The following is a 20,995-nucleotide window of genomic DNA, read 5'->3' as shown; positions in this document are numbered from 1 at the left end:
TAGATGTGTCAGGGTTCGGCTGAAGAAACGCCGATCTCCGGGGCCCCATGGCAATACTGGCAGCCGTCTACCACCTGACCCATTACAAATATGACCGGCCGGTGGTTCTCGGGCCCCAGGTCATCAGGCTGCAGCCGGCACCGCATTCCCGCACCAAGGTGCTCAGCCATTCGCTGAAGGTCGGGCCGGCGAACCACTTCGTCAATCTGCAGCAGGACCCCTACGGCAATTTCCTGGCCCGCTTCGTCTTCCCGGAACCGGTGACGGAATTGAAGATCGAGGTCGACCTCGTCGCCGACATGACGATCTACAATCCGTTCGATTTCTTCGTCGAGCCATCGGCCGAGACCTTCCCGTTCGAGTACCCCGAAGACATCAGGGACGATCTCGCCATCTACCGCACGCCGGAGCCGGCGGGGCCGCTGCTGTCTGCTTTCCTCGCAACCATCGACCGTAGCGCCACCAACACCGTCAATTTCGTCGTCGACCTCAATGCGCGGCTGCAGCGGGAGATCGCTTATATCGTGCGGATGGAAACCGGCGTGTTCTCGCCGGAGGAAACGCTGGCCGCGAAAAAGGGATCGTGCCGGGATTCGAGCTGGCTGCTGGTGCAAATCCTCAGGAATCTCGGCCTCGCCGCGCGTTTCGTCTCCGGCTATCTGATCCAGCTGAAGCCCGATCTGGTCGCGCTCGATGGCCCAGCCGGAACCGCTGTCGATTTCACCGACCTGCACGCCTGGTGCGAGGTCTATCTGCCGGGCGCCGGCTGGATCGGCTTCGATCCGACGTCCGGCCTGCTCACCGGCGAAAGCCATGTGCCGCTGGCGGCCACGCCGCATTTCCGCAACGCCGCGCCCATTTCCGGCATGGCGAGCTTTGCCAATGTCGAGTTCGGCTTCGACATGCGTGTCGACCGCATTGCCGAACATCCGCGCATCACCAAGCCATTCTCGGACGAAAGCTGGCAGGCGCTGGATGCGCTGGGCAACAAGGTCGACGCCGCACTTCAAGCGGGTGATGTCAGGCTGACCATGGGCGGCGAGCCGACCTTTGTGTCGATCGACGATTTCGAGTCCGCCGAGTGGAACACCGCCGCCGTCGGCCCGACCAAGCGCGAAAAGGCCGATGCGCTGATCCGTAAATTGCGCGAACGCTTCGCGCCGGGCGGCTTCCTCCATTACGGCCAGGGCAAGTGGTATCCGGGCGAAAGCCTGCCGCGTTGGACCTTTTCGCTCTATTGGCGCACCGATGGCCAGCCGGTATGGAGCGATCCGTCGCTGATCGCGCGCGAAAAGAGCGATGCGAAGGTCGGGCCGCAGCAGGCGAAAAGCCTGCTGACGGCAATCGCCGGCGAACTCGGCATCGACAAGGCGATGGTCAGCGAGGCCTATGAGGACCCGGCCGAATGGCTGCTGAAGGAAGGTAAGCTGCCCGACAATGTCGATCCGTCCAACTCCAAACTGGAAGACCCCGAAGAGCGCAGCCGCATGGCGAAAGTGTTCGAGCGCGGGCTGACCAAGCCATCCGGCTATGTGCTGCCGGTCCAGCGCTGGAACAGCCAGGCATCGGACCCGCGCTGGCGCTCGGAGAAATGGAAGACGCGGCGCGGGCGGCTGTTCCTGGTGCCGGGCGATTCCCCGGTCGGCTACCGCCTGCCGCTGGGCACGCTGCCTTATGTGCCGCCGGCACAGTTCCCCTATATCGTGCCGGTCGATCCGTCGCTGCCGCGTGGACCGCTGCCGGCGCGGGAAGCCATACTGCCAGAACCGGCTCCGGCCGAACTGGAAGGCGCCGACGAGATGGCGCGGCGCCAGCAGGCGGTATCGTTCACTGCGACGACCGGCCAGCAAGACCGGGTGGAGCAGGAGATCACCGAGATCGGCGGCGCGGTGCGTACAGCACTTTCGGTCGAGCCGCGCGACGGGCGGCTTTGCGTGTTCATGCCGCCGGTCGAGGCGCTGGAAGATTATCTCGAACTGGTCGCAGCCGCAGAAAACGCGGCCAAGTCGATCCGCCTTCCCGTGCATATCGAAGGCTATGGACCGCCGCACGATCCGCGCCTCAACGTTATCAGGGTGGCACCCGATCCCGGCGTCATCGAGGTCAACATCCATCCGGCTGCCAACTGGCAGGACTGCGTGGCGACGACGACGGCGATCTACGAGGAAGCACGGCAGACGCGGCTTGGCGCCGACAAGTTCATGATCGATGGCCGCCACACCGGTACCGGCGGGGGCAACCATGTCGTCGTCGGGGGCGCAACGCCCAATGACAGCCCGTTCCTGCGCCGGCCCGATCTGTTGAAGAGCCTGGTGCTACAATGGCAGCGGCGCCCGTCGCTGTCCTATCTATTCTCCGGCCTGTTCATCGGCCCGACCAGCCAGGCGCCGCGCTTCGACGAGGCGCGCCACGATTCGCTTTACGAACTCGAGATCGCGATGGCGCAGGTGCCGCATCCGGGCCAGGGGAACCCACCGCTGCCTTGGCTGGTCGACCGACTGTTCCGAAATCTGTTGACTGACGTCACCGGTAATACGCACCGCTCGGAAATCTGCATCGACAAGCTGTTTTCGCCCGATGGCCCGACCGGCCGGCTTGGGCTTGTCGAGTTCCGCGGTTTCGAGATGCCGCCCAATGCGCGCATGTCGCTGGCGCAGCAATTGCTGGTGCGCGCCATCATCGCCAGTGCGTGGAAGAACCCGCTTGATGGCCGCTTCGTGCGCTGGGGTACCTCGCTCCATGACCGTTTCATGCTGCCGCATTATGTCTGGGCGGATTTCCTCGACGTGCTCGACGACCTCAAGCTCAACGGTTTCGAATTCCGGCCGGAATGGTTCGATGCCCAGCTGGAGTTCCGCTTTCCGTTCTGCGGCGAAGTCCAGCATGCCGGCATCAAGCTGGAACTGCGGCAGGCGCTGGAGCCGTGGCATGTGATGGGTGAGCAAGGCGCCATCGGCGGCACTGTGCGTTTCGTCGACTCCTCGGTCGAACGGCTGCAGGCCAGGACCGAAGGCCTCAACCCGGAACGTCATGCCATTGTCTGCAATGGCCGAATCGTGCCGATGAAGGTCACCGACAATCGCGAGGTCGCGGTAGCCGGTGTGCGCTTCAAGGCCTGGCAGCCTTCGTCGGGCCTGCACCCGGCGCTGCCGGTCAACACGCCGCTCGTCTTCGACATATACGACCGCTGGTCGGGCCGGGCGGTGGGCGGCTGCGTCTACCATGTCGCGCATCCAGGCGGGCGCAGCTACGACACGTTCCCGGTCAACGGCAATGAGGCCGAGGCGAGGCGTCTCGCCCGCTTCGAGCCGCGCGGCCATACGCCGTCGGCCTATGTGCTGCGCAATGAAGAAGCCTCTGAAGACTTCCCCATGACCCTTGACCTCAGGCGGCCAGCAAGACTCTGATCAGCGATGGCAAAGGGGAATCAGAAAAAGATCCGCGGCAAGCCGCTGAGGCACAGTCTGCTGGAGCACTACCAGCCGATTGACGGCGTCGTCGACGAGATGGTCGATGCTTCGGGCCGTCCGCGTCCGGCCTGGGCGCCCTTCATCGAGGCGCTGGAGGAGCTGGGTCCCGAAAAGCTGGGCCAGCGCTTTGCCCGCGCCGACCAATATCTGCGCGACGCCGGCGTTTATTACCGCGTCTATGACAAGGCCGGCGCCAATGAGCGCGAATGGCCGCTGGCGCATATCCCGCTGCTGATCGAAGACAAGGAATGGGCAGGGATCAGCGCCGGTCTCGTCCAGCGGGCCGACCTTTTCGAGGAGATAGTCGCTGATATCTACGGGCCGAACCGGCTGATCGAGAAGGGAATCCTGCCGGCAGGCCTGATTGCGGCGAGCCCCGAATATTTGCGCCCCGTCGTCGGCACCATGCCGGCCAGCGGTCATTTCCTGCATTTTTGCGCCTTCGAGCTCGGCCGTGGGCCGGATGGAAGCTGGTGGGTGCTGGGCGACCGCACGCAGGCGCCGTCGGGCGCCGGCTTTGCGCTGGAAAACCGCGTCGCCACGACGCGGGCTTTGTCCGACATCTATGGCGAGATGCATGTGCATCGCCTGGCCGGTTTCTTCCGTCGCTTTCGCGATGCTCTGATCGGCATGGCGAAGGAGAATGACGGCCGCGTCGCCATTCTGACGCCGGGGCCGCTCAACGAGACCTATTATGAGCACGCCTATATCGCCCGCTATCTCGGCATCATGCTGCTCGAGGGCGAGGATCTGACCGTCTCCGGCGGCAAGCTGATGGTGCGCACGGTTTCCGGGCTGATGCCGATCAGCGTGCTGTGGCGGCGGCTCGATGCCGCCTTTGCCGATCCGCTGGAACTGAGGTCGGACTCGCATATCGGCACGCCGGGGCTGGTCGAGGCGATCCGCCGCGGCACGGTTTCGACGGTCAATGCGCTGGGTTCGGGCTTGATGGAAACCCGGGCGCTGCTCGCTTTCCTGCCGAAGATTTCGCGCGCATTGCGCGGCGAAGAACTTCTGTTGCCAAGCGTCGCCACCTGGTGGTGCGGGCAAGCAACCGAACGGGCCCATGTGCTTGCCAATATCGATCGCATGGTGATCGGTCCGGCGCTGTCGACGCGGCTGGCCTTCGAGGATGACGGCCAGACCAGGCTCGGTTCGGCACTGACGCCGGAGGAACGCATCGCGCTGATCGCGCGCATCGAGAGCGATGGCAGCGGTTTCGTCGGCCAGGAAGCGGTGACGCTGTCGACGACGCCGGTCTATGTCGGCGGCTGGCTGGAACCGCGACCGGCAAGCCTGCGCGTTTATCTGGCGCGCACGCCCGATGGCTGGACGGTAATGCCGGGCGGTTTCGCCCGTGTCGGCCTTTCGCTCGACCCGACGGCCATCGCCATGCAGCGCGGCGGCCAGGCGGCCGACGTCTGGGTGGTCAGCGACCGGTCGGTCGAGCGCGAGACGCTGCTGCCGCAGGAGCATGACAGCTTCGTCCGCACCATGCCGGGCAGCCTGCCCAGCCGCGCGGCGGAAAACCTGACCTGGCTCGGCCGCTATATCGAGCGCTCGGAGGATACGGTTCGCATCCTGCGCGCCTATCATGTGCGGCTGGCCGAGACGTCCGATCCTGACATGCTGCTGCTCGCCGATATCAGGGACTATCTCGAACCCTTCGGCGTCGATCTCGAAGCGGCCATTCCGCCCGGATTGATCGGCACGCTGGACAGCGCCGTCTACAGCGCCGGACAGATCCGCGACCGCTTTTCGCCCGATGGCTGGCTGGCGCTGAAGGACCTGTCGAAGACCATTCATCAGTTCGCCACCACGGTGGCGCCGGGTGACGACGCGACACGGGCGATGACGGTCATGCTGCGCAAGCTCGCCGGTTTCTCCGGCCTGTTGCACGAGAATATGTACCGTTTCACCGGCTGGCGTTTCCTCGAGATCGGCCGGCGGATCGAGCGCGGCATCCAGATCGCCGGTACGCTAGCCCGACTGACAAGGTCCGGTGCGCCGGACGGCTCGCTCGACATGATGCTGGAGATCGGCGACAGCGTCATGACCCACCGCCGGCAATATCCGGTGCGGGCCGGACGGCGCACGGTGATCGACCTCTTGGCGCTCGACCCACTCAACCCGCGCTCGATCCTGTTCCAGCTCGAACGGCTGAAGGCGGAGATCGGCCTGTTGCCATCGGTTGGGCCGGAGGGGCATATGTCGGTCGCGGCCAAGGAAATCCTGCAGCTCAACACGGCAATTGCCGTCATGGAGCCATCGGAGATGTCGGCGGAGGTGCTGGACGATCTCGCAACTGAGATCGGCAACCTCTATAGCAGCCTGGCTAAAGCGTATTTCGGTTAACATGCTGTACGATATCAGGCTTCATCTCAGCTACGATTATGACGCCGCGGCCGGCGGCAGCCGGCATCAGGTGCGTGTATTGCCGCCGACCATTGCCGGCGTGCAGCGCGTGATCGCGGCCTCGCTTTCGTTTGTGCCGACCCCATCGGAGCGCACGGATTTTGCCGATTTCTTCGGCAACAATGTCACCGCGATCGCCTTTCGCGACGTCCATGACGGGCTCGACATCAGAATGAGCGCGCGCGTGTCGGTGTCACGGCCGGAGCCTGGGCTCGACGTGTCGCCCGATCTGCAGCGCCTGCGGGAAGAACTCGGCGCCGTACGGTCACTGGCGCCGGATGCACCGCATCACTTTCTCGCCGCCAGCGATCATGCCGGCATCGATGCGGCGATCACCGCCTATGCCCGCGACAGCGCCGGCGGCTCGACGGTCGGCATGGCCATCGATCTGTGCAACCGCATCCACCGCGACTTCACCTATGACGGGGAAGCGACCACGGTGCGTACCGGGGCCAGCGATGCCTTCCGTTTGAAGCGGGGCGTGTGCCAGGACTTCTCCCACATCATGATCGCCGGCCTGCGCGGGCTAGGTATTCCTGCGGGTTATGTCAGCGGCTTCCTGCGCACCATTCCACCGAAAGGGAAGCCGCGGCTCGAAGGCGCCGATGCCATGCATGCCTGGGTCAAGGTGTGGTGTGGGCGCGATGCCGGCTGGCAGGAATTCGACCCGACCAATGGCATACGGGCCAGCAACGACCACATCACCGTTGGCTATGGCCGCGACTATTCCGACGTGGCTCCGATCGTCGGCGTGCTGAAAACCACCGGCGGCCAGGTCGGCGACCAGGCCGTCGACGTCATCCCGGTCGCGCTGGAAAAAGCTTGAGCGCGGAACCAGCAGTCGGCTTGGCGCTTATCTACGAGAAAATCTCGTGGAGCGGGCATGCTGGACAAATCTGGGACGCCATCCGGCCGGTCGGCGGCCGGACAGGGGGACGATGGGGCGCCGAAGAACGGCGCGCAGACCGCTGCCGAACAGGCCTCGCTCACCTATATCAGCGACAGCGAACCGGGGATCCGGCGCCTGAAGGCGGGCGAAGGCTTTTCCTACAAGGGCGCGAAAGGACAGGCCGTCGGCGCGGCAGCCATTGCCCGCATCAAGGCGCTGGCCATTCCGCCGGCATGGACGGATGTGTGGATCTCGCCCGATCCCGCCGGCCACATCCAGGCGACCGGCCGCGACCAGCGCGGGCGCAAACAGTACCGCTACCATCCGCTGTGGGCCGCCGAGCGCGACGGCGCCAAATACTCCAGCCTTGTCGCCTTTGCCGAAAGCCTGCCGGAGCTGCGCCGCCGGATCGATGCCGATCTGCGCCGCCGTGGCCTGCCGGCCGAGCGCGTCGTGGCGGCAATTGTCTGGCTGCTCGACAACACGATGATCCGGGTCGGCAATGCCGCCTATGCCCGCGACAACAAGAGCTTTGGGCTGACGACGCTACGCGACCGCCACGTCGACATCAAGGGATCTAGCCTGCGCTTTGCCTTCAAGGGCAAGTCCGGCAAGGAATGGAAATTGAAGCTGGTCGACCGCCGCATCGCCCGGGTCGTGCGCGGCGCGCAGGATATTCCGGGGCAGCAACTGTTCCAATATCTCGACGAGGATGGCGAGAGGCATGGAGTGCGCTCCGACGATGTCAACCGCTATATCCGCGACGCGATCGGCGCCAATTTCAGCTCCAAGCATTTCCGCACCTGGGGCGGCACCATCCATGCCGCGTCGCTGTTTGCGCGGACGGAGCTTCCCGAAAGCCAGGCGCAGACCAAGCGTGTAATGAACGCCGTCATCGACAAGGTGGCCGAGCGGCTCGGCAACACACGCGCCGTCTGCCGCAAATGCTACATCCATCCACAGGTTTTCGAAGCCTGGGTGGAAGGGCGGCTGCTTAGCGAAATGACCGAGGCCAACAAGCGCAAGCGAGCGATCGACGGTCTCGATGATGAAGAGGCCCTTGTGCTGAGATGGTTGAAGGCAAGCGAAGGCTGACAAAAATGGCGTAACTTTTTTGTCGACGCCATGTCGGCATAGGCCCTACTGTTTCGTCCTTTGAGACAGAAAAGGACGTCCCATGCTCTACGCTATCCTCTGCTATGCCTCCGAAGATGTCGTCTCCTCCTGGAGCAAGGCACAGGATGACGAGGTCATGGCAAAGCTCATGCATGTGCAGGAAAAATACGCTCAAGCCGGCCGGCTTGGGCCGGTGGCGCGGCTTTTGCCCACCACCGCCGCGACGACGCTGCGCAAGGTCAAGGGCGAATTGGTCGTCATCGACGGCCCGTTTGCCGAGACCAAGGAACAGTTCCTCGGCTTCTACACGCTGGAATGCGCCGATCTCGACGAAGCCGTCGACTTCGCGCGCGAGCTTTCCGAGGTCAATCCCAGCGGCGGATCCTATGAGATCCGACCGGTTTCCGTCTTCAACCCAACCAGAGTAGCCACATGACAGACCTCGCCTGGATAAGCTCGGCGATCAGCGCTGCCCGCCCGCAGGCTATGGGTGCGCTGCTGCGCTATTTCCGCAATCTCGATACGGCGGAGGAAGCTTTCCAGGACGCGTGCCTGAGGGCACTCAAGAACTGGCCGCAGAACGGGCCGCCGCGCGATCCTGCGGCCTGGCTAATCTTTGTCGGCCGCAACACCGGCATCGACGCGGTGCGCAAGCGCGCCAAGCAGGCGCCGATGCCGGAAGAGGACCAGATCTCGGACCTGGAAGATGCCGAGAGCGATATCGCCGAACGGCTGGACGGCGCGCACTACCGTGATGACATATTGCGGCTCTTGTTCATCTGCTGCCATCCGGATCTGCCGCCTACGCAGCAGATCGCGGTGGCGCTGCGCATCGTCTCCGGTCTCACCGTCAAGCAGATCGCGCGTGCGTTCCTGGTCGGCGAAAGCGCCATGGAACAGCGCATCACGCGCGCCAAGGCGCGCATTGCCGATGCCGGCGTGCCGTTCGAGACGCCCGGAGCGGTCGAGCGCTCGGAGCGGCTCGCCGCCGTTGCCGCCATGGTCTATCTGATCTTCAACGAAGGTTATTCCACAAACAGCGGCGAGGCGCCGGCGCGTGCGCCGCTTTGCGAGGAAGCGATCCGGCTGGCGCGCCTGTTGCTGCGGCTGTTCCAGACCGAGCCGGAGATCATGGGCCTGACGGCATTGCTTTTGCTGCAGCATGCGCGCGCGCCGGCCCGCTTCGACGAGAATGGCGAGATCGTGCTGCTCGACGACCAGGACCGCTCGCTGTGGAGCCGCAAGATGATCGACGAAGGCCTGGCGCTGGTCGACAAGGCCCTGCGCCACCAGAAGCCCGGACCCTACCAGGTGCAGGCGGCGATCGCCGCCCTTCATGCGCGGGCGGCAACCCCCGAGGAGACCGACTGGACTGAGATCGACCTGCTCTACAGCCTGCTGGAAGCGATGCAACCTTCGCCGGTGGTGACGCTGAACCGTGCCGTTGCGGTCGCCAAGGTGCGCGGGCCGGAAGCTGCCCTTGCCATGATCGAGCCGCTTGGCGAGAGGCTGTCCGGCTATTTCCACTTCTTCGGCCTAAAGGGCGGTCTGTTGATGCAACTCGGCCGTGGCGAAGAGGCGCGTGTCGCCTTCGATCGCGCCATTGCGTTGGCCAACACGGCAGCGGAAGCCGCCCATATCCGCATGCATATCGACCGGCTGATGCGGGACGGAGCCGTGAAGGCGCCGGCGAAGACAGCGCACTAAGCCTGTTCCTCCTCTGGCTCAATCGTGCAATCCCGGCTTGGACCATGCCGGGGTGGCGATTTTCCCCTGAAACGAGTAATGGCACGCCATGACAGCGCCCGCGGCATGCGGGCGACAATGGCGCCAAGGCTCGACCGCCGCCCTATGATGGCGAGCGGATCTGAAAGGGATAAAAATGACGATAGCGAAGGAAACGGCCGAACTTCTGGCGAAACTGGGTGTGGCCAAGGACGCGCTGACCGGCGGCGACCTCGTCGTGCGCAGCCCGGTGACGGGTGAACAGATCGCGGCGCTGAAGACGATTTCGCCGGCCGATGCGGCCAAGACCATCGATGCCGCGCACACGGCGTTCCAGGCCTGGCGGATGGTGCCGGGTCCCCGGCGCGGCGAACTGGTGCGGCTGCTCGGCGAGGAGTTGCGCGCGCACAAAACCGAGCTTGGCCGGCTGGTGTCGATCGAGGTCGGCAAGATCCCGTCGGAAGGCCTCGGCGAAGTCCAGGAAATGATCGACATCTGCGATTTCGCCGTCGGCCTTTCCCGCCAGCTCTACGGTCTAACCATCGCCACCGAGCGTCCGGGACATCGCATGATGGAGACCTGGCATCCGCTCGGCGCCGTCGGCGTCATTTCGGCCTTCAACTTCCCGGTCGCGGTGTGGTCGTGGAACGCGGCGCTCGCGCTGGTCTGCGGCGACGCCGTGGTGTGGAAGCCCTCGGAAAAGACGCCGCTGACGGCGCTCGCCTGCGAGGCGATTTTTGCCGGCGCGGTCAAGCGCTTCGGCGCAGATGCGCCGCAGGGCCTGGCACCGGTGCTGATTGGCGACCGCTCCGTCGGCGAGATCCTGGTCGACCACCCGAAGGTGGCGCTGGTTTCGGCCACCGGCTCGACCCGCATGGGCCGGGATGTCGGCCCGCGTCTGGCCAAGCGCTTTGCCCGCGCCGTGCTCGAACTCGGCGGCAACAATGCCGGCATCGTCTGCCCGACCGCCGATCTCGACATGGCGCTGCGCGCCATCGCCTTTGGCGCCATGGGCACCGCCGGCCAGCGCTGCACGACGCTGCGGCGCCTGTTCGTGCATGACAGCGTCTATGACGCGCTGCTGCCGCGGCTGAAGAAGGCCTATGAGAGCGTCTCGGTCGGCAATCCGCTGGAGACGTCTTCGCTCGTCGGGCCGCTGATCGACAAGGCGGCCTTCGACGCCATGCAGAAGGCGCTCAAGGAAGCCACCGCTCACGGCGGCAAGCTGACCGGCGGTTCGCGGGTCGAGAATGGCCATCCCGATGCCTATTACGTGCATCCGGCGCTGGTCGAAATGCCGAAGCAGGTGGCTCCCGTCACCGAAGAAACCTTCGCGCCGATCCTCTACGTGATGAAATATTCCGATTTCGATGCCGTGCTCGACGAGCACAATGCGGTCGGCGCCGGACTGTCGTCGTCGATCTTCACCCGCGACCTGCAGGAATCCGAGCGCTTCCTCGGCGTCGATGGTTCGGATTGCGGCATCGCCAACGTCAACATCGGCACGTCGGGCGCCGAGATCGGCGGCGCGTTCGGCGGCGAGAAGGAAACCGGCGGCGGCCGCGAGAGCGGCTCCGATGCCTGGAAGGCCTATATGCGCCGCGCCACCAACACGGTGAACTATTCCAAGGCGCTGCCGCTGGCGCAGGGCGTGTCATTCGACATCGATTGAGATGCTGCGCCCGGCTTTTGACCAGTTGATCCACCCGAACCCGTCGGGCGGATCGCTGCCGCTCGCGCGGATCGTTCCGCTTTCAGGCTTCGCCCCCGCTGTCCAGATGTCCGTATCCCGACGGCGGAAAGGCCGCCTCGGCCATGCGCCCGGACGGGTCCTCGCGGTCGGCACGATCGGCTGCGCAACAGCGTCTGCGCCGAACGTTCAGCCAGCGTGCGGCGACGCCGGTCGGCAGGCTTCGAACGCGGCATCGATGACGGCAAGTTTGGCGGCCTGCACGGTCATGTATTCCTGGTAGAAGCTGTTCGAGACCCACATTACGGAATGCCCGCGCCGGCCCAGCCAGCCGACGCTGCCGAGCTTTTCGGCGTCGCGCAATTTGCGCGCAAGATGGGTGCGCGAGAGTTTTAGCCAACTGGCGAATTCGCCGATCGAAACCACGCTGGTCGGGATCCGGTCGAGGGCGGCATTGTCGGGATCGATGCCGGACATCAGCCAATCCATGACGATGCCGCCATTGTTGAGCCAGATGAACAGCGAAAACGTCTGCTTGGGCTCACGCACAGGGTTGGAGGAGAGCAGGCCTTCCGCCACCAGCGGCTGCAGCCTGGAAATCATGCCGTGCTGCTCGAGAAAGGCGGCGAGGCGGCTGCCGCTGTCGAGACCGTCGAGCGTGCGCAGATGCGCAACCACCCAGCCGTCGAATTCCTTCAGCGTCGCTGCCGTCACCTGAAACGGGTGGGCTCGTCCGTCACCGGTGTGCGGCAGGTATTCGATGATGTGATAGTGCAGCATCTCCTTGATGAAGGCTTCGGCCGTGTTGCGGCTAGCGACGGAATAGTGAAGCACGGCATCGATGAAGCGGGCCAGTGTCAGTTCCGTGCGGGGGTCGCGCGGGTCGCGGGCGAAATGCAGGGCTAGGCCGGTGTGAGCCAGCAGCCAGCGCTGTTGCGTAGCGAACACGGCGGCCAGGCGTGGGCTCGTTTCATAGATATGCAGCAGCGCCTTCGACTGCGCCTCGACATGACGGTGCAGCGCCGGATGGCCGGCAATATATTCGAAATTCAGCGCCATCCTCCTCGTCCTCCGGCCAGCCCCCCGGCAGCGAAGACGTGCAATCACATTTCCAGCCTTAGCCGCCCGTGTCCAGCCATGCCAACCCGGACAAAAGGCCTAGAGCGATCAACCGTTCCACAGACAGGTTGAAACCCCCGTCATCTCTTGATTTCGAGGCAAATTGCTGCAGAAGCGCCGCGCGCTTCTGCAGAGAAAACCGTGTCACACTTTTTTGGAAATGCTCTGGTCCGTTCGCGCCCGGCGCGTGTCGGAAAGCACTAAGCCGTTGCAAGCGTTGAAAAAACCTACCCCGATAATAGTCAGCCCAGCAGCCTGCGGTTGAATTTGCCTCAAGATCGCCAGCACGTTGCGCGCGGCCCGTTTGTATCCAGGCGGTTCGCCACGTCGGAGCGCCTGGGCTACCGTTCCGGCTATTACGGCCGCAACCGCGAGGTGATGGAGAGCCATCGCGTCCTAGCCACGAAGACCACATCGTGGCAACTTCTTGTTAACCACATGCTCGGTGAAAATATCGGATTAACCCCAGATGCCACTATCGAGGTTATGTTCCGTACCTTAGCGTTCAATATGAGTTCAAGGGATGTGTGGATTCGGGGGTTATTTCGGGTCAATCCGGGATGCGGAAGCTTTGCTCACGCACATGGTAGCCGCAATTGCCCATCGTGGGCCGGATGAGCAAGGGAAATTCGTAGCACCCGATGCCGGGCTCGGGCATGCGCGGCTGTCGGTGATCGGCATCGGCGATGGCCAGCAACCGATGTCCGACGAGGCCGGCAATTTGACGATTGCGTTCAACGGCGAGATTTTCAACTACATAGAACTGCGCGAAGGGCTGATCGCCAAGGGCCGACACTTTCGGACGTCGAGCGACACAGAGGTCATCCTTCAGCTCTATGAGGAGATGGGCGAAGACTGCTTGTCTCTCCTGAACGGTGATTTCGCCTTGGCGATATGGGACAATCGGCAGCGACGAATGGTGCTTGCACGAGACCGGATGGGTGTCCGGCCGCTGTTCTACACAAGTAAGGACGGGGTGCTTTACTTTGCCTCGGAGATCAAAGCCCTGTTGAAGGTCCCGGGCGTCTCCGCTGAAATTGATCCGATTGCGCTGGATCAGATCTTTACGCTGTGGGCGCCGATCGCTCCGCGCACGGCGTTCCGCAATATCCACGAGTTGGAAGCGGCAAGTGTGATGATCGCGACGCAGGGGCAGGTCACGGTCAGACGGTACTGGCACCTGGACTATCCGCATCGTGATGAGCCGTCGAAGATCACGAACGAGGACCACGCGGCAGAGGAATTGCAAGCCCTTCTGACCGATGCGGTGAGGCTTCGCATGCGGGCCGACGTGCCGGTCGGTTCCTATCTTTCCGGAGGGCTCGATTCGTCGCTCGTTTCGGCGCTTGCCGCCGGCATGACTCCTCGGAGACTGGAGACATTTTCCGTAACCTTCGACAGCGCCGAGCATGACGAAAGCGCCTTTCAGACCGAAATGGCCTCGGCGCTCGGCACGCGCCACCACGCCATAGAATGCGGCGCCCGCGATATCGCCAGCGTCTTTCCTGACGTCATCCGCTTTGCCGAGCGGCCGATCATCCGCACGGCGCCAGCGCCACTCTACAAATTGTCCGCCCTGGTTCGCCAGGCCGGCCTGAAGGTGGTGCTGACGGGTGAAGGCGCCGACGAGGTCTTCGCCGGTTACGACGTCTTCAAGGAGGCGCGTGTCCGCCGGTTCTGCGGGCGGCAGCCCACATCGCGCATAAGGCCGCAGCTGTTCCGCCGGCTTTACCCGTATCTGCCGGGCCTGCAACAGCAATCGGTGGAGTATCTGGCTGCCTTCTTCGGCACCAGCAACGCTGCCCTCGACGATCCGCTGTTCTCGCATCGGCCACGCTTCAAGACCACGGCGGCGGCGAAAATCTTCTTTTCCGGCGACCTGCGCGCGACGTTGAAGGGTTATGACGCAGCTGAAGAGCTGACCAGCCGCCTACCCGAGGCGTTTTCCCTATGGCATCCGCTGCATCAGGCGCAATATCTCGAAACCCGCTTCCTCCTGCCCGGCTACATCCTCTCCAGCCAAGGCGATCGGATGGCCATGGCGCACGGCATCGAAGGGCGGTTTCCTTTCCTGGATCATCGCGTGGTAGAGTTCGCGGCAAGACTTCCGCCGGAGATGAAACTGAAAGGCTTGATGGAGAAGCACATATTGCGCAAGGTGGCCAGGCACCACCTTCCGGCGGCGATCGGTAAACGCACCAAGCAACCTTACCGCGCCCCGGAGGCCCGCTCCTTCGTCGGGGCGGAGGAACTAGACTATGTTCGTGACTGCCTGGGCGAGGCGAGCATTACCGCCGGCGGCCTGTTCAACGCCAAGGCGGTGGCCAAGCTCCACGAGAAATGCCGCATTGAGACCGCGACCGGATTTCGCGACAACGCCGCCTTCGTCGGCATTCTGTCGACGCAGCTGTGGCAGAAGAATTTCGCCGGCCAAGCGGCCGGCGCGGCAAGAGCGGCCTGAGACGGCGAGGAAAAGGAAAGACATGATGACGGCAATCAAGGACAGGGTCAGAAGCTTTATCGTCGACAACTTCCTGTTCGGCGACACCTCCTACAAACTGTCGGATTCAGCCTCGCTGATCGAGAACGACATTATCGACTCGACTGCGGTACTTGAGCTGGTGGCCTTCATCGAGGACAATTTCGGCATCGCGATGGTGGATGCCGACATCGTTCCGGCCAACCTGGACTCGCTTGACCGCATCTCGTCCTTCATCGAGGCGAGAGCACAAACGCTGGCAGCGTAAGCGCCAACGGCGAGGAACGTCCCGTGCGGATCGAGCATTTTCTGGTGGCGAAGGCTGCTGCCCACCCGGCCAAGACGGCATTGGTCACCAAGGGCAAAAGGCTGAGCTACGAAGAACTCGACGACCTTTCGAGCCGGCTGGCCACCGCTCTCTTCATGAATGGGATCAGGCGCGACGACCGCGTTCTGATCTTCATGGACAATTGCTGGGAGGCCGCCGTATCGATCTTTGCCGCACTCAAGGCAGGTGCGACCTTCAGTCCGATCAACCCCTCCACAAAGGCCGACAAGCTCGGTTACGTCATCGCCGATTGCGACGCCAGGGCGGTCCTGACGCAGGCGAAGCTGATGCCCGTGGTCACCGAAGCCTGCGCATCGCAAGGCAAGCCCGGCATCTTCGTGGCTTCCACCCCTGGGGCCGACGGGCAATGCCCGGCAGGGGCCGCGTCCCTGACTGACTGCCTGACGTTCGATGGCGCGGAGGTAAACCATCGCGGCATCGACGTCGACCTTGCGATGCTGATCTACACGTCAGGTTCGACCGGCCGGCCCAAGGGTGTGATGATGACGCATCGCAATTGCGACGCCGCCGCGGGGTCGATCGCCACCTATCTGCGCAACGCGCCGGACGACATCATCCTGAACGTCCTCCCGCTTGCCTTCGACTATGGCCTCTACCAGTTGCTGATGGCAGTCAGGCTCGGGGCCACGCTGGTGCTCGAGAAGTCCTTCGCCTTCCCGCACGAGATCTTCGAACGCATCCGCAAAGAGGGCGTCACCGGCCTTCCGCTGGTGCCTACCATGGCGGCGATGATCCTGCAGATGCGTGATCTGGCGCCGGGTTTCCTGCCCAGCCTCCGCTATATTTCCAACACCGCGGCCGCCTTGCCGCCAGCCCACATAGAACGCCTGCGCTCGCTGCTGCCCGGCGTCCGGATCTATTCGATGTATGGGCTGACCGAATGCAAGCGCTGCACCTATTTGCCACCCGAGGAACTTGACCGCCGGCCAGGGTCGGTCGGCATAGCCATCCCCAACACGGAAGCCTTTGTCGTCGACGACCTTGGACAACGCGTGCCGGCGGGCGTGGCAGGTGAGCTAGTCATCCGCGGTCCGCACGTGATGCAGGGCTATTGGCGCAACAAGGCCGCGACGGAACGAGCGCTCCGGCCGGGGCCTAACCCTTGGGAAAAGGTGCTCTATACGGGCGACCTGTTCCAGACCGACGAGGACGGCTTTCTCTATTTTGTCGGGCGTAAGGACGACATCATCAAGACGCGTGGCGAGAAGGTCGCCCCCAAGGAAGTGGAGGCCGTGCTCCACGCCCATCCAGGTATCGCGGAAGCGGTGGTCGTCGGCGTGCCGGATCCGGTGCTGGGGCATGCGATTGGCGCGCTCGTCGTGCGGTCCGATCCGGCGCTTGGCGGAAAGGACATCATTCGTCACTGCGCGCGCCACCTGGAGGATTTCATGGTCCCCAAAATCATAGAGTTCCGGAGCGAATTACCGAAGACGGAGTCGGGCAAGGTCAGCCGCCGGCTCGCGGCTGAGATGATGGAGGCCGAGCAATGAACATCGGCTCAACCCAGGATGCGCCGGCCTTCACGCAAGCCCTGGCCATCGATCCCGCCGCCGAAACGGACAGGATCGTGGCGGCCCTGCGCGAGCAGTTGCGCGGCATTCGCAAGCGCGGACTCGTGCTCGGTCTTTCGGGCGGTGTAGATTCCAGCGTTTCGGCTGCATTGGCCGCGCGGGCCGTCGGCCACCAGAATGTGCTGTGCGTCCTCATGCCGGAAAGCGATTCCGACCCCGAAAGCCTGCGGCTCGGCCATCTGGTCGCCGACACTTTCGGCGTCGAGGCCGTTGTGGAGGATATCGGGCCGACCCTGCGGGCAATGGGCTGCTATGAACGCCGCGACGCCTTCATCCGCGAATTGGTCCCGGACTATGGCAAGGGCTGGGCCTCGAAGATCGTGATCGCGAACGTGCTCGAAGGCGAGGGCTACAACATCTCGTCGCTGGTGGTGCAGGACCCGCAAGGCAAGCAGACGAAATTGCGGATGCCGGTGGCTGTCTATCTCGGCATCGTTGCCGCCACCAACATGAAGCAGCGCACCCGCAAGCAGCTCGAATATTATCATGCCGACCGGCTGAACTTCGCCGTGCTCGGCACACCGAACCGGCTGGAATACGACCAGGGGTTCTTCGTCAAGAACGGCGACGGCGCCGCCGACGTCAAGCCGATCGCGCATCTCTACAAGACGCAGGTCTATGCGCTAGCCGCCTATCTCGGCATTCCGGAAGAGGTCCGCAACCGGCCGCCGACCACCGACACCTACTCGCTGGCGCAGACGCAGGAAGAATTCTACTTCTCCCTGCCTTACGATCGGATGGATCTGTGTCTCTACGGCCTCAACAACGGCGTGTCCGCCGAGGTGGTAGGGCAAGCGGCGGGATTGACCGCCTCACAGATCGAACGCGTCTGGGCCGACATCGCCGCCAAGCGAAAGGCAACGCGCTATCTGCACCTGCGCCCGCAGCTCGTTGACGGCGTGGACGAAGTCGGCTCCTGACCTATGCATATCGAGCAAAAGTGATCCGGTCTTGCGATACGACATGCATGAAAGAAATACTAAGCTCTTGTCTTTACGCAATTCCGGACGGAAAGCCGCGCACCCTTTCCTGGAATTGCTGTAGGCGGAACGCTTCAGGTGAAGCGGCCGCCGATCAACTGGCTCCACTGCTCGCCCGCAAGCCCGTTCAGAAAGACCTGCGCGTTCTTCATGGCATCGAGAAGCTCGGGATCGCGTGAATGCACGACGGTCGAGGCGACCGGTATGAAGGCTATGCGTCTTACAAGCATGGCGTCCAGAAGCGCGGGCTGGACGCGGCCGCGCAAGCCGGAGACACCGCGCCGGGCGGCATGCTCGACCAGGCAATCGATCACCGGCCCGGCCTGGCCGGGAAGAGCGAGGACCTGCAGCACGCGGCCGATCCCGTCCGGTCGCGCGTAATAGGCGAAAGCGCCGACATTGGCGCCGTTCGGCGATGCCACCGACACGTAGACAAGCTCTCCGAAATCCGGCTTTTGCGCCGCATCGCCCAGAATATGGTTGAGCTGACCTTCCGCCCACTGCGGACGTAGCGGAAATTGGGCGCAAAGCGGCTCCAGCAGCCCCGCAAAGCTGCCGCTGTCGATCTCGGAGGCCCGAAATGCCCCCCGGCTCGATGCGTTGGCGACGACGCCGGTCCAGCGTCGTTGACTGCCCTTCATTTTGCGAAGGTAGAGCCGGTCGACGATCCGGGCGAGCGGGTTGAACATCCAGGCAAGCTTCATGTGATTGGCAAAAAGGCTGAGCATGAAGGTCGCCGGCCGCATCACGCGAACCCAGTCAAGGCTGTGTTGCGGCAGCACAACGCCGCGAAGCCGCGTCCACAGTTTCACGGACGTATCATTGGCGGTTTCGCTGAAGGAGATGTCCTGCGGACCATCGAGGAAGGCCTTCAACAGGCGGGCACCGGCCATCGGATCGGTCTCGTGATCCTCGACCATCAGCGAGCTGCAGATGGCAGCGTAGAGCTGCCGGCCGTTGAATTTCATTGGCAGCGCATGAACGCCGACGAACCCGGAAACCTGGCCGGCGTCATTGACATGGACAAGCGAACGGAGCCCGCTGCCCCAGTCGGGTGCGTCCAGATAAAACCGCCTCATGTAATCGACGAGGGAGGCCGGCGCTGGCCCCCGCTTCTTGCGCAGCATGCGTTGAAACATGCCCGCGACGGCCGCAAGGTCGGCCTGATCGAGGGCGCGGACGACGCTCACGCCGGGCTCCCGGTTCCGGGAACCCGGCCACCATGTTTGCGCGCCATGGCGACACGGGGCTGGCCGTCGGCCGTCACGGCAAAGGTTGGGGTTTCGTAGGATCTCGTTCTCGATAAAAGGGTTGCTATCTGCCGATCTTGACCTTCGCCGAACTCAAATAGCAGCCATCCGCCTGGCTTGAGGAAAGCTGCGGCATCCCGGACCAGCCTTTGGAGGATCGAAATACCGTAAGGGCCGCCGTCGAAAGCTTCCCGAGGTTCGTTCTCCAACAGATGCGCGCTTTCGCTATCGAGACGGGATGAGGAAATATAGGGCGGGTTGCACACAACCATGTCGGCAGCGCCGCGGAGGCCGTCACCCTCGATCGCGGCAAATAGGTCGCCTTGCCGGACCTTGATCCTGTCCTGCAGGGCGAGGCGCACAACATTGCGGCGGGCAAGCGAAACCGTGCTGTCGGTCAGGTCCGCCGCCCATGCCCGAGCCCGAGGACATTCGCTGACGATGCCCACGGCAAGATTGCCGCTGCCGCAGCACATGTCGATCAGGATCGTTTCGTGCGCCTGTTCGCCAAGAATGGCCGCGGCCGTCCGGCCAAGCAGTTCCGTTTCGGCTCGCGGCACCAGGACGTCAGGCGCGAGTTCCAGCTCAACCCGCATGAAGCGGTGCAATCGCGGCCAATTGCGATCGTTTGCACGGCCGGCAGGAAGGCTGTGATGCTGCGGCAAGGAAAATCCCTATCCTGAGGATAAAACGCGGGTTCCCTGTTGTTACCAACTCCGGGTAAATTGATGTTAAAGATCATGATTGGATTGGGAGTAACCGGCCTATGTTGGCGGCGTCCTGTCCCATCAATGGCGGATTCCTGTGCCGCCGCAAGCCGATCCATGCGCTAATTCAGAGCAACGCCTCGTACCGGTCTCCGATCTTTTCAATTTCGAAATCCGCCGCCCTGCTTTTCAGGATCGCGGCGGTTGTCGGCTGGTCGAGCATTCCGGCCATCGCCACTGCCAGGGCCGCGGCATCGCCGACCGGCACCAGGGCGCCGAAGCGGCCGTCATCAAGTATTTCGCGCGGGCCGTGCGGCGCGTCCGTGGAGACCACCGGAATCCCCGCTGCCATGGCCTCGACCAGAACATTGCCGAAGCCCTCGCTGGTCGATGATAGGACGAACAAGTCAGCTACGGCGTAGCAGGCCGCCGGATCATTGACATAGCCCGCAAACAGAACGTCTGCGCCGATACCGGATTCTTCGGCATAGGCGCGCAGCTCGTCGGCCAGCGGACCCTCGCCGAAGATGACAAGCCGGGCCCGGCGGCCGGCGCGCAGCACAGCGAAGGCCCGCAGCAACGTCCAATGATCCTTAACCGGCACCAGGCGTCCGGCGGTGATGATGACGGGGCCGTCGCCCATCGCCGCGAGCTCTGCCTGCCAGGCGTAGGAGCGTTGCTGGGATGCCGCAGCCGGCGGCAGCGGGTTGTTGATGACCACGACCTTGGATTTCGGGAAGCCTCGGGCCACAAGATCGCCGCCGACACCCTCAGAAACCGCGATGGCCCTGGTGGCGCGGGCCGCAACCAGGGCCGAAAGCCAGACCGCCATTTTCGCGCCAAGGCTGCCGGAAGGCAATGAGGCGGCGGCGTGGAAACTCGGGAAGAACCGCGCCCTGCTTCGCGCGAGGGAAAGCGCCAGCGCCACGACCAGATTGGCGAATTCCGGGGCGCTGTAGATCGCGTCGGGAGAAAGGCGGCCAAGCAGGCCCGCGCTTCGCACGATGCCTTTCAATGTCGCCCACTTGCCATAACCCTCGCCGCGAATGGGGAGGCCGAAATCGACCAGATGCACGGCAGGCGAAAGCAGGGCGGCATTGGGCCCCTGCGCGTTCCAGGTAAAAAGCGTGACGTTGTGGCCGCGCGATGCCAGCTCGTTCGCTATCAGGACGAACACACGCTCGGCGCCGCCGCCCCTGAGGCTGGCAATGTGAAAGACAATCCGCTTCGCCATT

The 20,995-nt window shown here is 63.8% G+C and carries 15 protein-coding genes; 11 read left to right on the top strand and 4 right to left on the bottom strand.

Annotated elements, in window-relative coordinates:
* The first annotated feature begins 47 nt into the window (after nt 1-47).
* The 7 genes from AC3CCE_RS05540 to amaB all read left to right on the top strand — a co-directional run bounded on the left by AC3CCE_RS05540 (nt 48) and on the right by amaB (nt 11,287).
* Entirely contained in the window at nt 48-3,407 is a 3,360-nt protein-coding gene (locus AC3CCE_RS05540) for a transglutaminase family protein (protein ID WP_352624260.1), read from the top strand.
* 6 nt (nt 3,408-3,413) lie between these two features.
* Nucleotides 3,414-5,825, top strand: coding sequence for a circularly permuted type 2 ATP-grasp protein (locus AC3CCE_RS05535; RefSeq protein ID WP_352624258.1), 2,412 nt, complete (start codon nt 3,414-3,416; stop codon nt 5,823-5,825).
* 1 nt (nt 5,826) lies between these two features.
* On the top strand, nt 5,827-6,711 hold the full coding sequence (locus tag AC3CCE_RS05530) for a transglutaminase family protein (protein ID WP_352624256.1): 885 nt from the start codon (nt 5,827-5,829) through the stop codon (nt 6,709-6,711).
* Between the two features lie 57 nt (nt 6,712-6,768).
* Nucleotides 6,769-7,869: a DNA topoisomerase IB gene (locus tag AC3CCE_RS05525; protein WP_023686314.1), complete on the top strand. Its 1,101-nt coding sequence runs from the start codon at nt 6,769-6,771 to the stop codon at nt 7,867-7,869.
* 82 nt (nt 7,870-7,951) lie between these two features.
* On the top strand, nt 7,952-8,326 hold the full coding sequence (locus AC3CCE_RS05520) for a YciI family protein (protein ID WP_488377110.1): 375 nt from the start codon (nt 7,952-7,954) through the stop codon (nt 8,324-8,326).
* Entirely contained in the window at nt 8,323-9,597 is a 1,275-nt protein-coding gene (locus AC3CCE_RS05515; protein WP_023707663.1) for an RNA polymerase sigma factor, read from the top strand. The genes AC3CCE_RS05520 and AC3CCE_RS05515 overlap by 4 nt, the downstream gene beginning before the upstream one ends.
* Before the next feature lie 175 nt (nt 9,598-9,772).
* Nucleotides 9,773-11,287, top strand: coding sequence for an L-piperidine-6-carboxylate dehydrogenase (amaB, locus tag AC3CCE_RS05510; protein WP_352624254.1), 1,515 nt, complete (start codon nt 9,773-9,775; stop codon nt 11,285-11,287).
* A 207-nt stretch (nt 11,288-11,494) separates the two neighbouring features.
* Here amaB and AC3CCE_RS05505 read toward each other — a convergent pair whose 3' ends face one another.
* Nucleotides 11,495-12,364, bottom strand: coding sequence for a hypothetical protein (locus tag AC3CCE_RS05505; RefSeq protein ID WP_023671785.1), 870 nt, complete (start codon nt 12,362-12,364; stop codon nt 11,495-11,497).
* A 583-nt stretch (nt 12,365-12,947) separates the two neighbouring features.
* Here AC3CCE_RS05505 and asnB point away from each other — a divergent pair.
* From asnB to nadE, 4 genes are read left to right on the top strand one after another with little or no spacing between them, the layout of a single operon-like run.
* Complete coding sequence (gene asnB, locus AC3CCE_RS05500; protein ID WP_352624252.1) at nt 12,948-14,885, top strand: asparagine synthase (glutamine-hydrolyzing); 1,938 nt, start codon at nt 12,948-12,950, stop codon at nt 14,883-14,885.
* A 22-nt stretch (nt 14,886-14,907) separates the two neighbouring features.
* Nucleotides 14,908-15,171 carry an acyl carrier protein gene (locus AC3CCE_RS05495; protein ID WP_023671787.1) on the top strand — a complete coding sequence of 88 codons (264 nt, stop codon included), beginning with the start codon at nt 14,908-14,910 and terminating at the stop codon, nt 15,169-15,171.
* Between the two features lie 23 nt (nt 15,172-15,194).
* On the top strand, nt 15,195-16,742 hold the full coding sequence (locus tag AC3CCE_RS05490) for a class I adenylate-forming enzyme family protein (RefSeq protein WP_023683447.1): 1,548 nt from the start codon (nt 15,195-15,197) through the stop codon (nt 16,740-16,742).
* Nucleotides 16,739-17,743 (top strand): NAD(+) synthase, encoded by a 1,005-nt coding sequence (nadE, locus tag AC3CCE_RS05485; RefSeq protein ID WP_023751291.1) that lies wholly within the window; start codon nt 16,739-16,741, stop codon nt 17,741-17,743. Before AC3CCE_RS05490 ends, nadE begins: the two co-directional genes overlap by 4 nt.
* Before the next feature lie 134 nt (nt 17,744-17,877).
* Here the strand turns inward: nadE and AC3CCE_RS05480 are convergent, their stop codons facing one another.
* The 3 genes from AC3CCE_RS05480 to AC3CCE_RS05470 form a co-directional block, all read right to left on the bottom strand.
* The gene (locus tag AC3CCE_RS05480) at nt 17,878-18,993 is read right to left on the bottom strand and encodes a hypothetical protein (protein ID WP_352624250.1); all 1,116 of its coding nucleotides are present in this window, start codon (nt 18,991-18,993) and stop codon (nt 17,878-17,880) included.
* On the bottom strand, nt 18,990-19,718 hold the full coding sequence (locus AC3CCE_RS05475) for a N5-glutamine methyltransferase family protein (RefSeq protein ID WP_488377109.1): 729 nt from the start codon (nt 19,716-19,718) through the stop codon (nt 18,990-18,992). The genes AC3CCE_RS05480 and AC3CCE_RS05475 overlap by 4 nt, the downstream gene beginning before the upstream one ends.
* A 169-nt stretch (nt 19,719-19,887) precedes the next feature.
* The gene (locus AC3CCE_RS05470; RefSeq protein ID WP_023825390.1) at nt 19,888-20,994 is read right to left on the bottom strand and encodes a glycosyltransferase; all 1,107 of its coding nucleotides are present in this window, start codon (nt 20,992-20,994) and stop codon (nt 19,888-19,890) included.
* Nucleotide 20,995 lies beyond the last annotated feature (1 nt).

Source organism: Mesorhizobium sp. P160187 (assembly GCF_057766425.1).
Note: the sequence above shows the minus strand (reverse complement) of the source record. Positions and strands in the feature narration are given on the sequence as shown.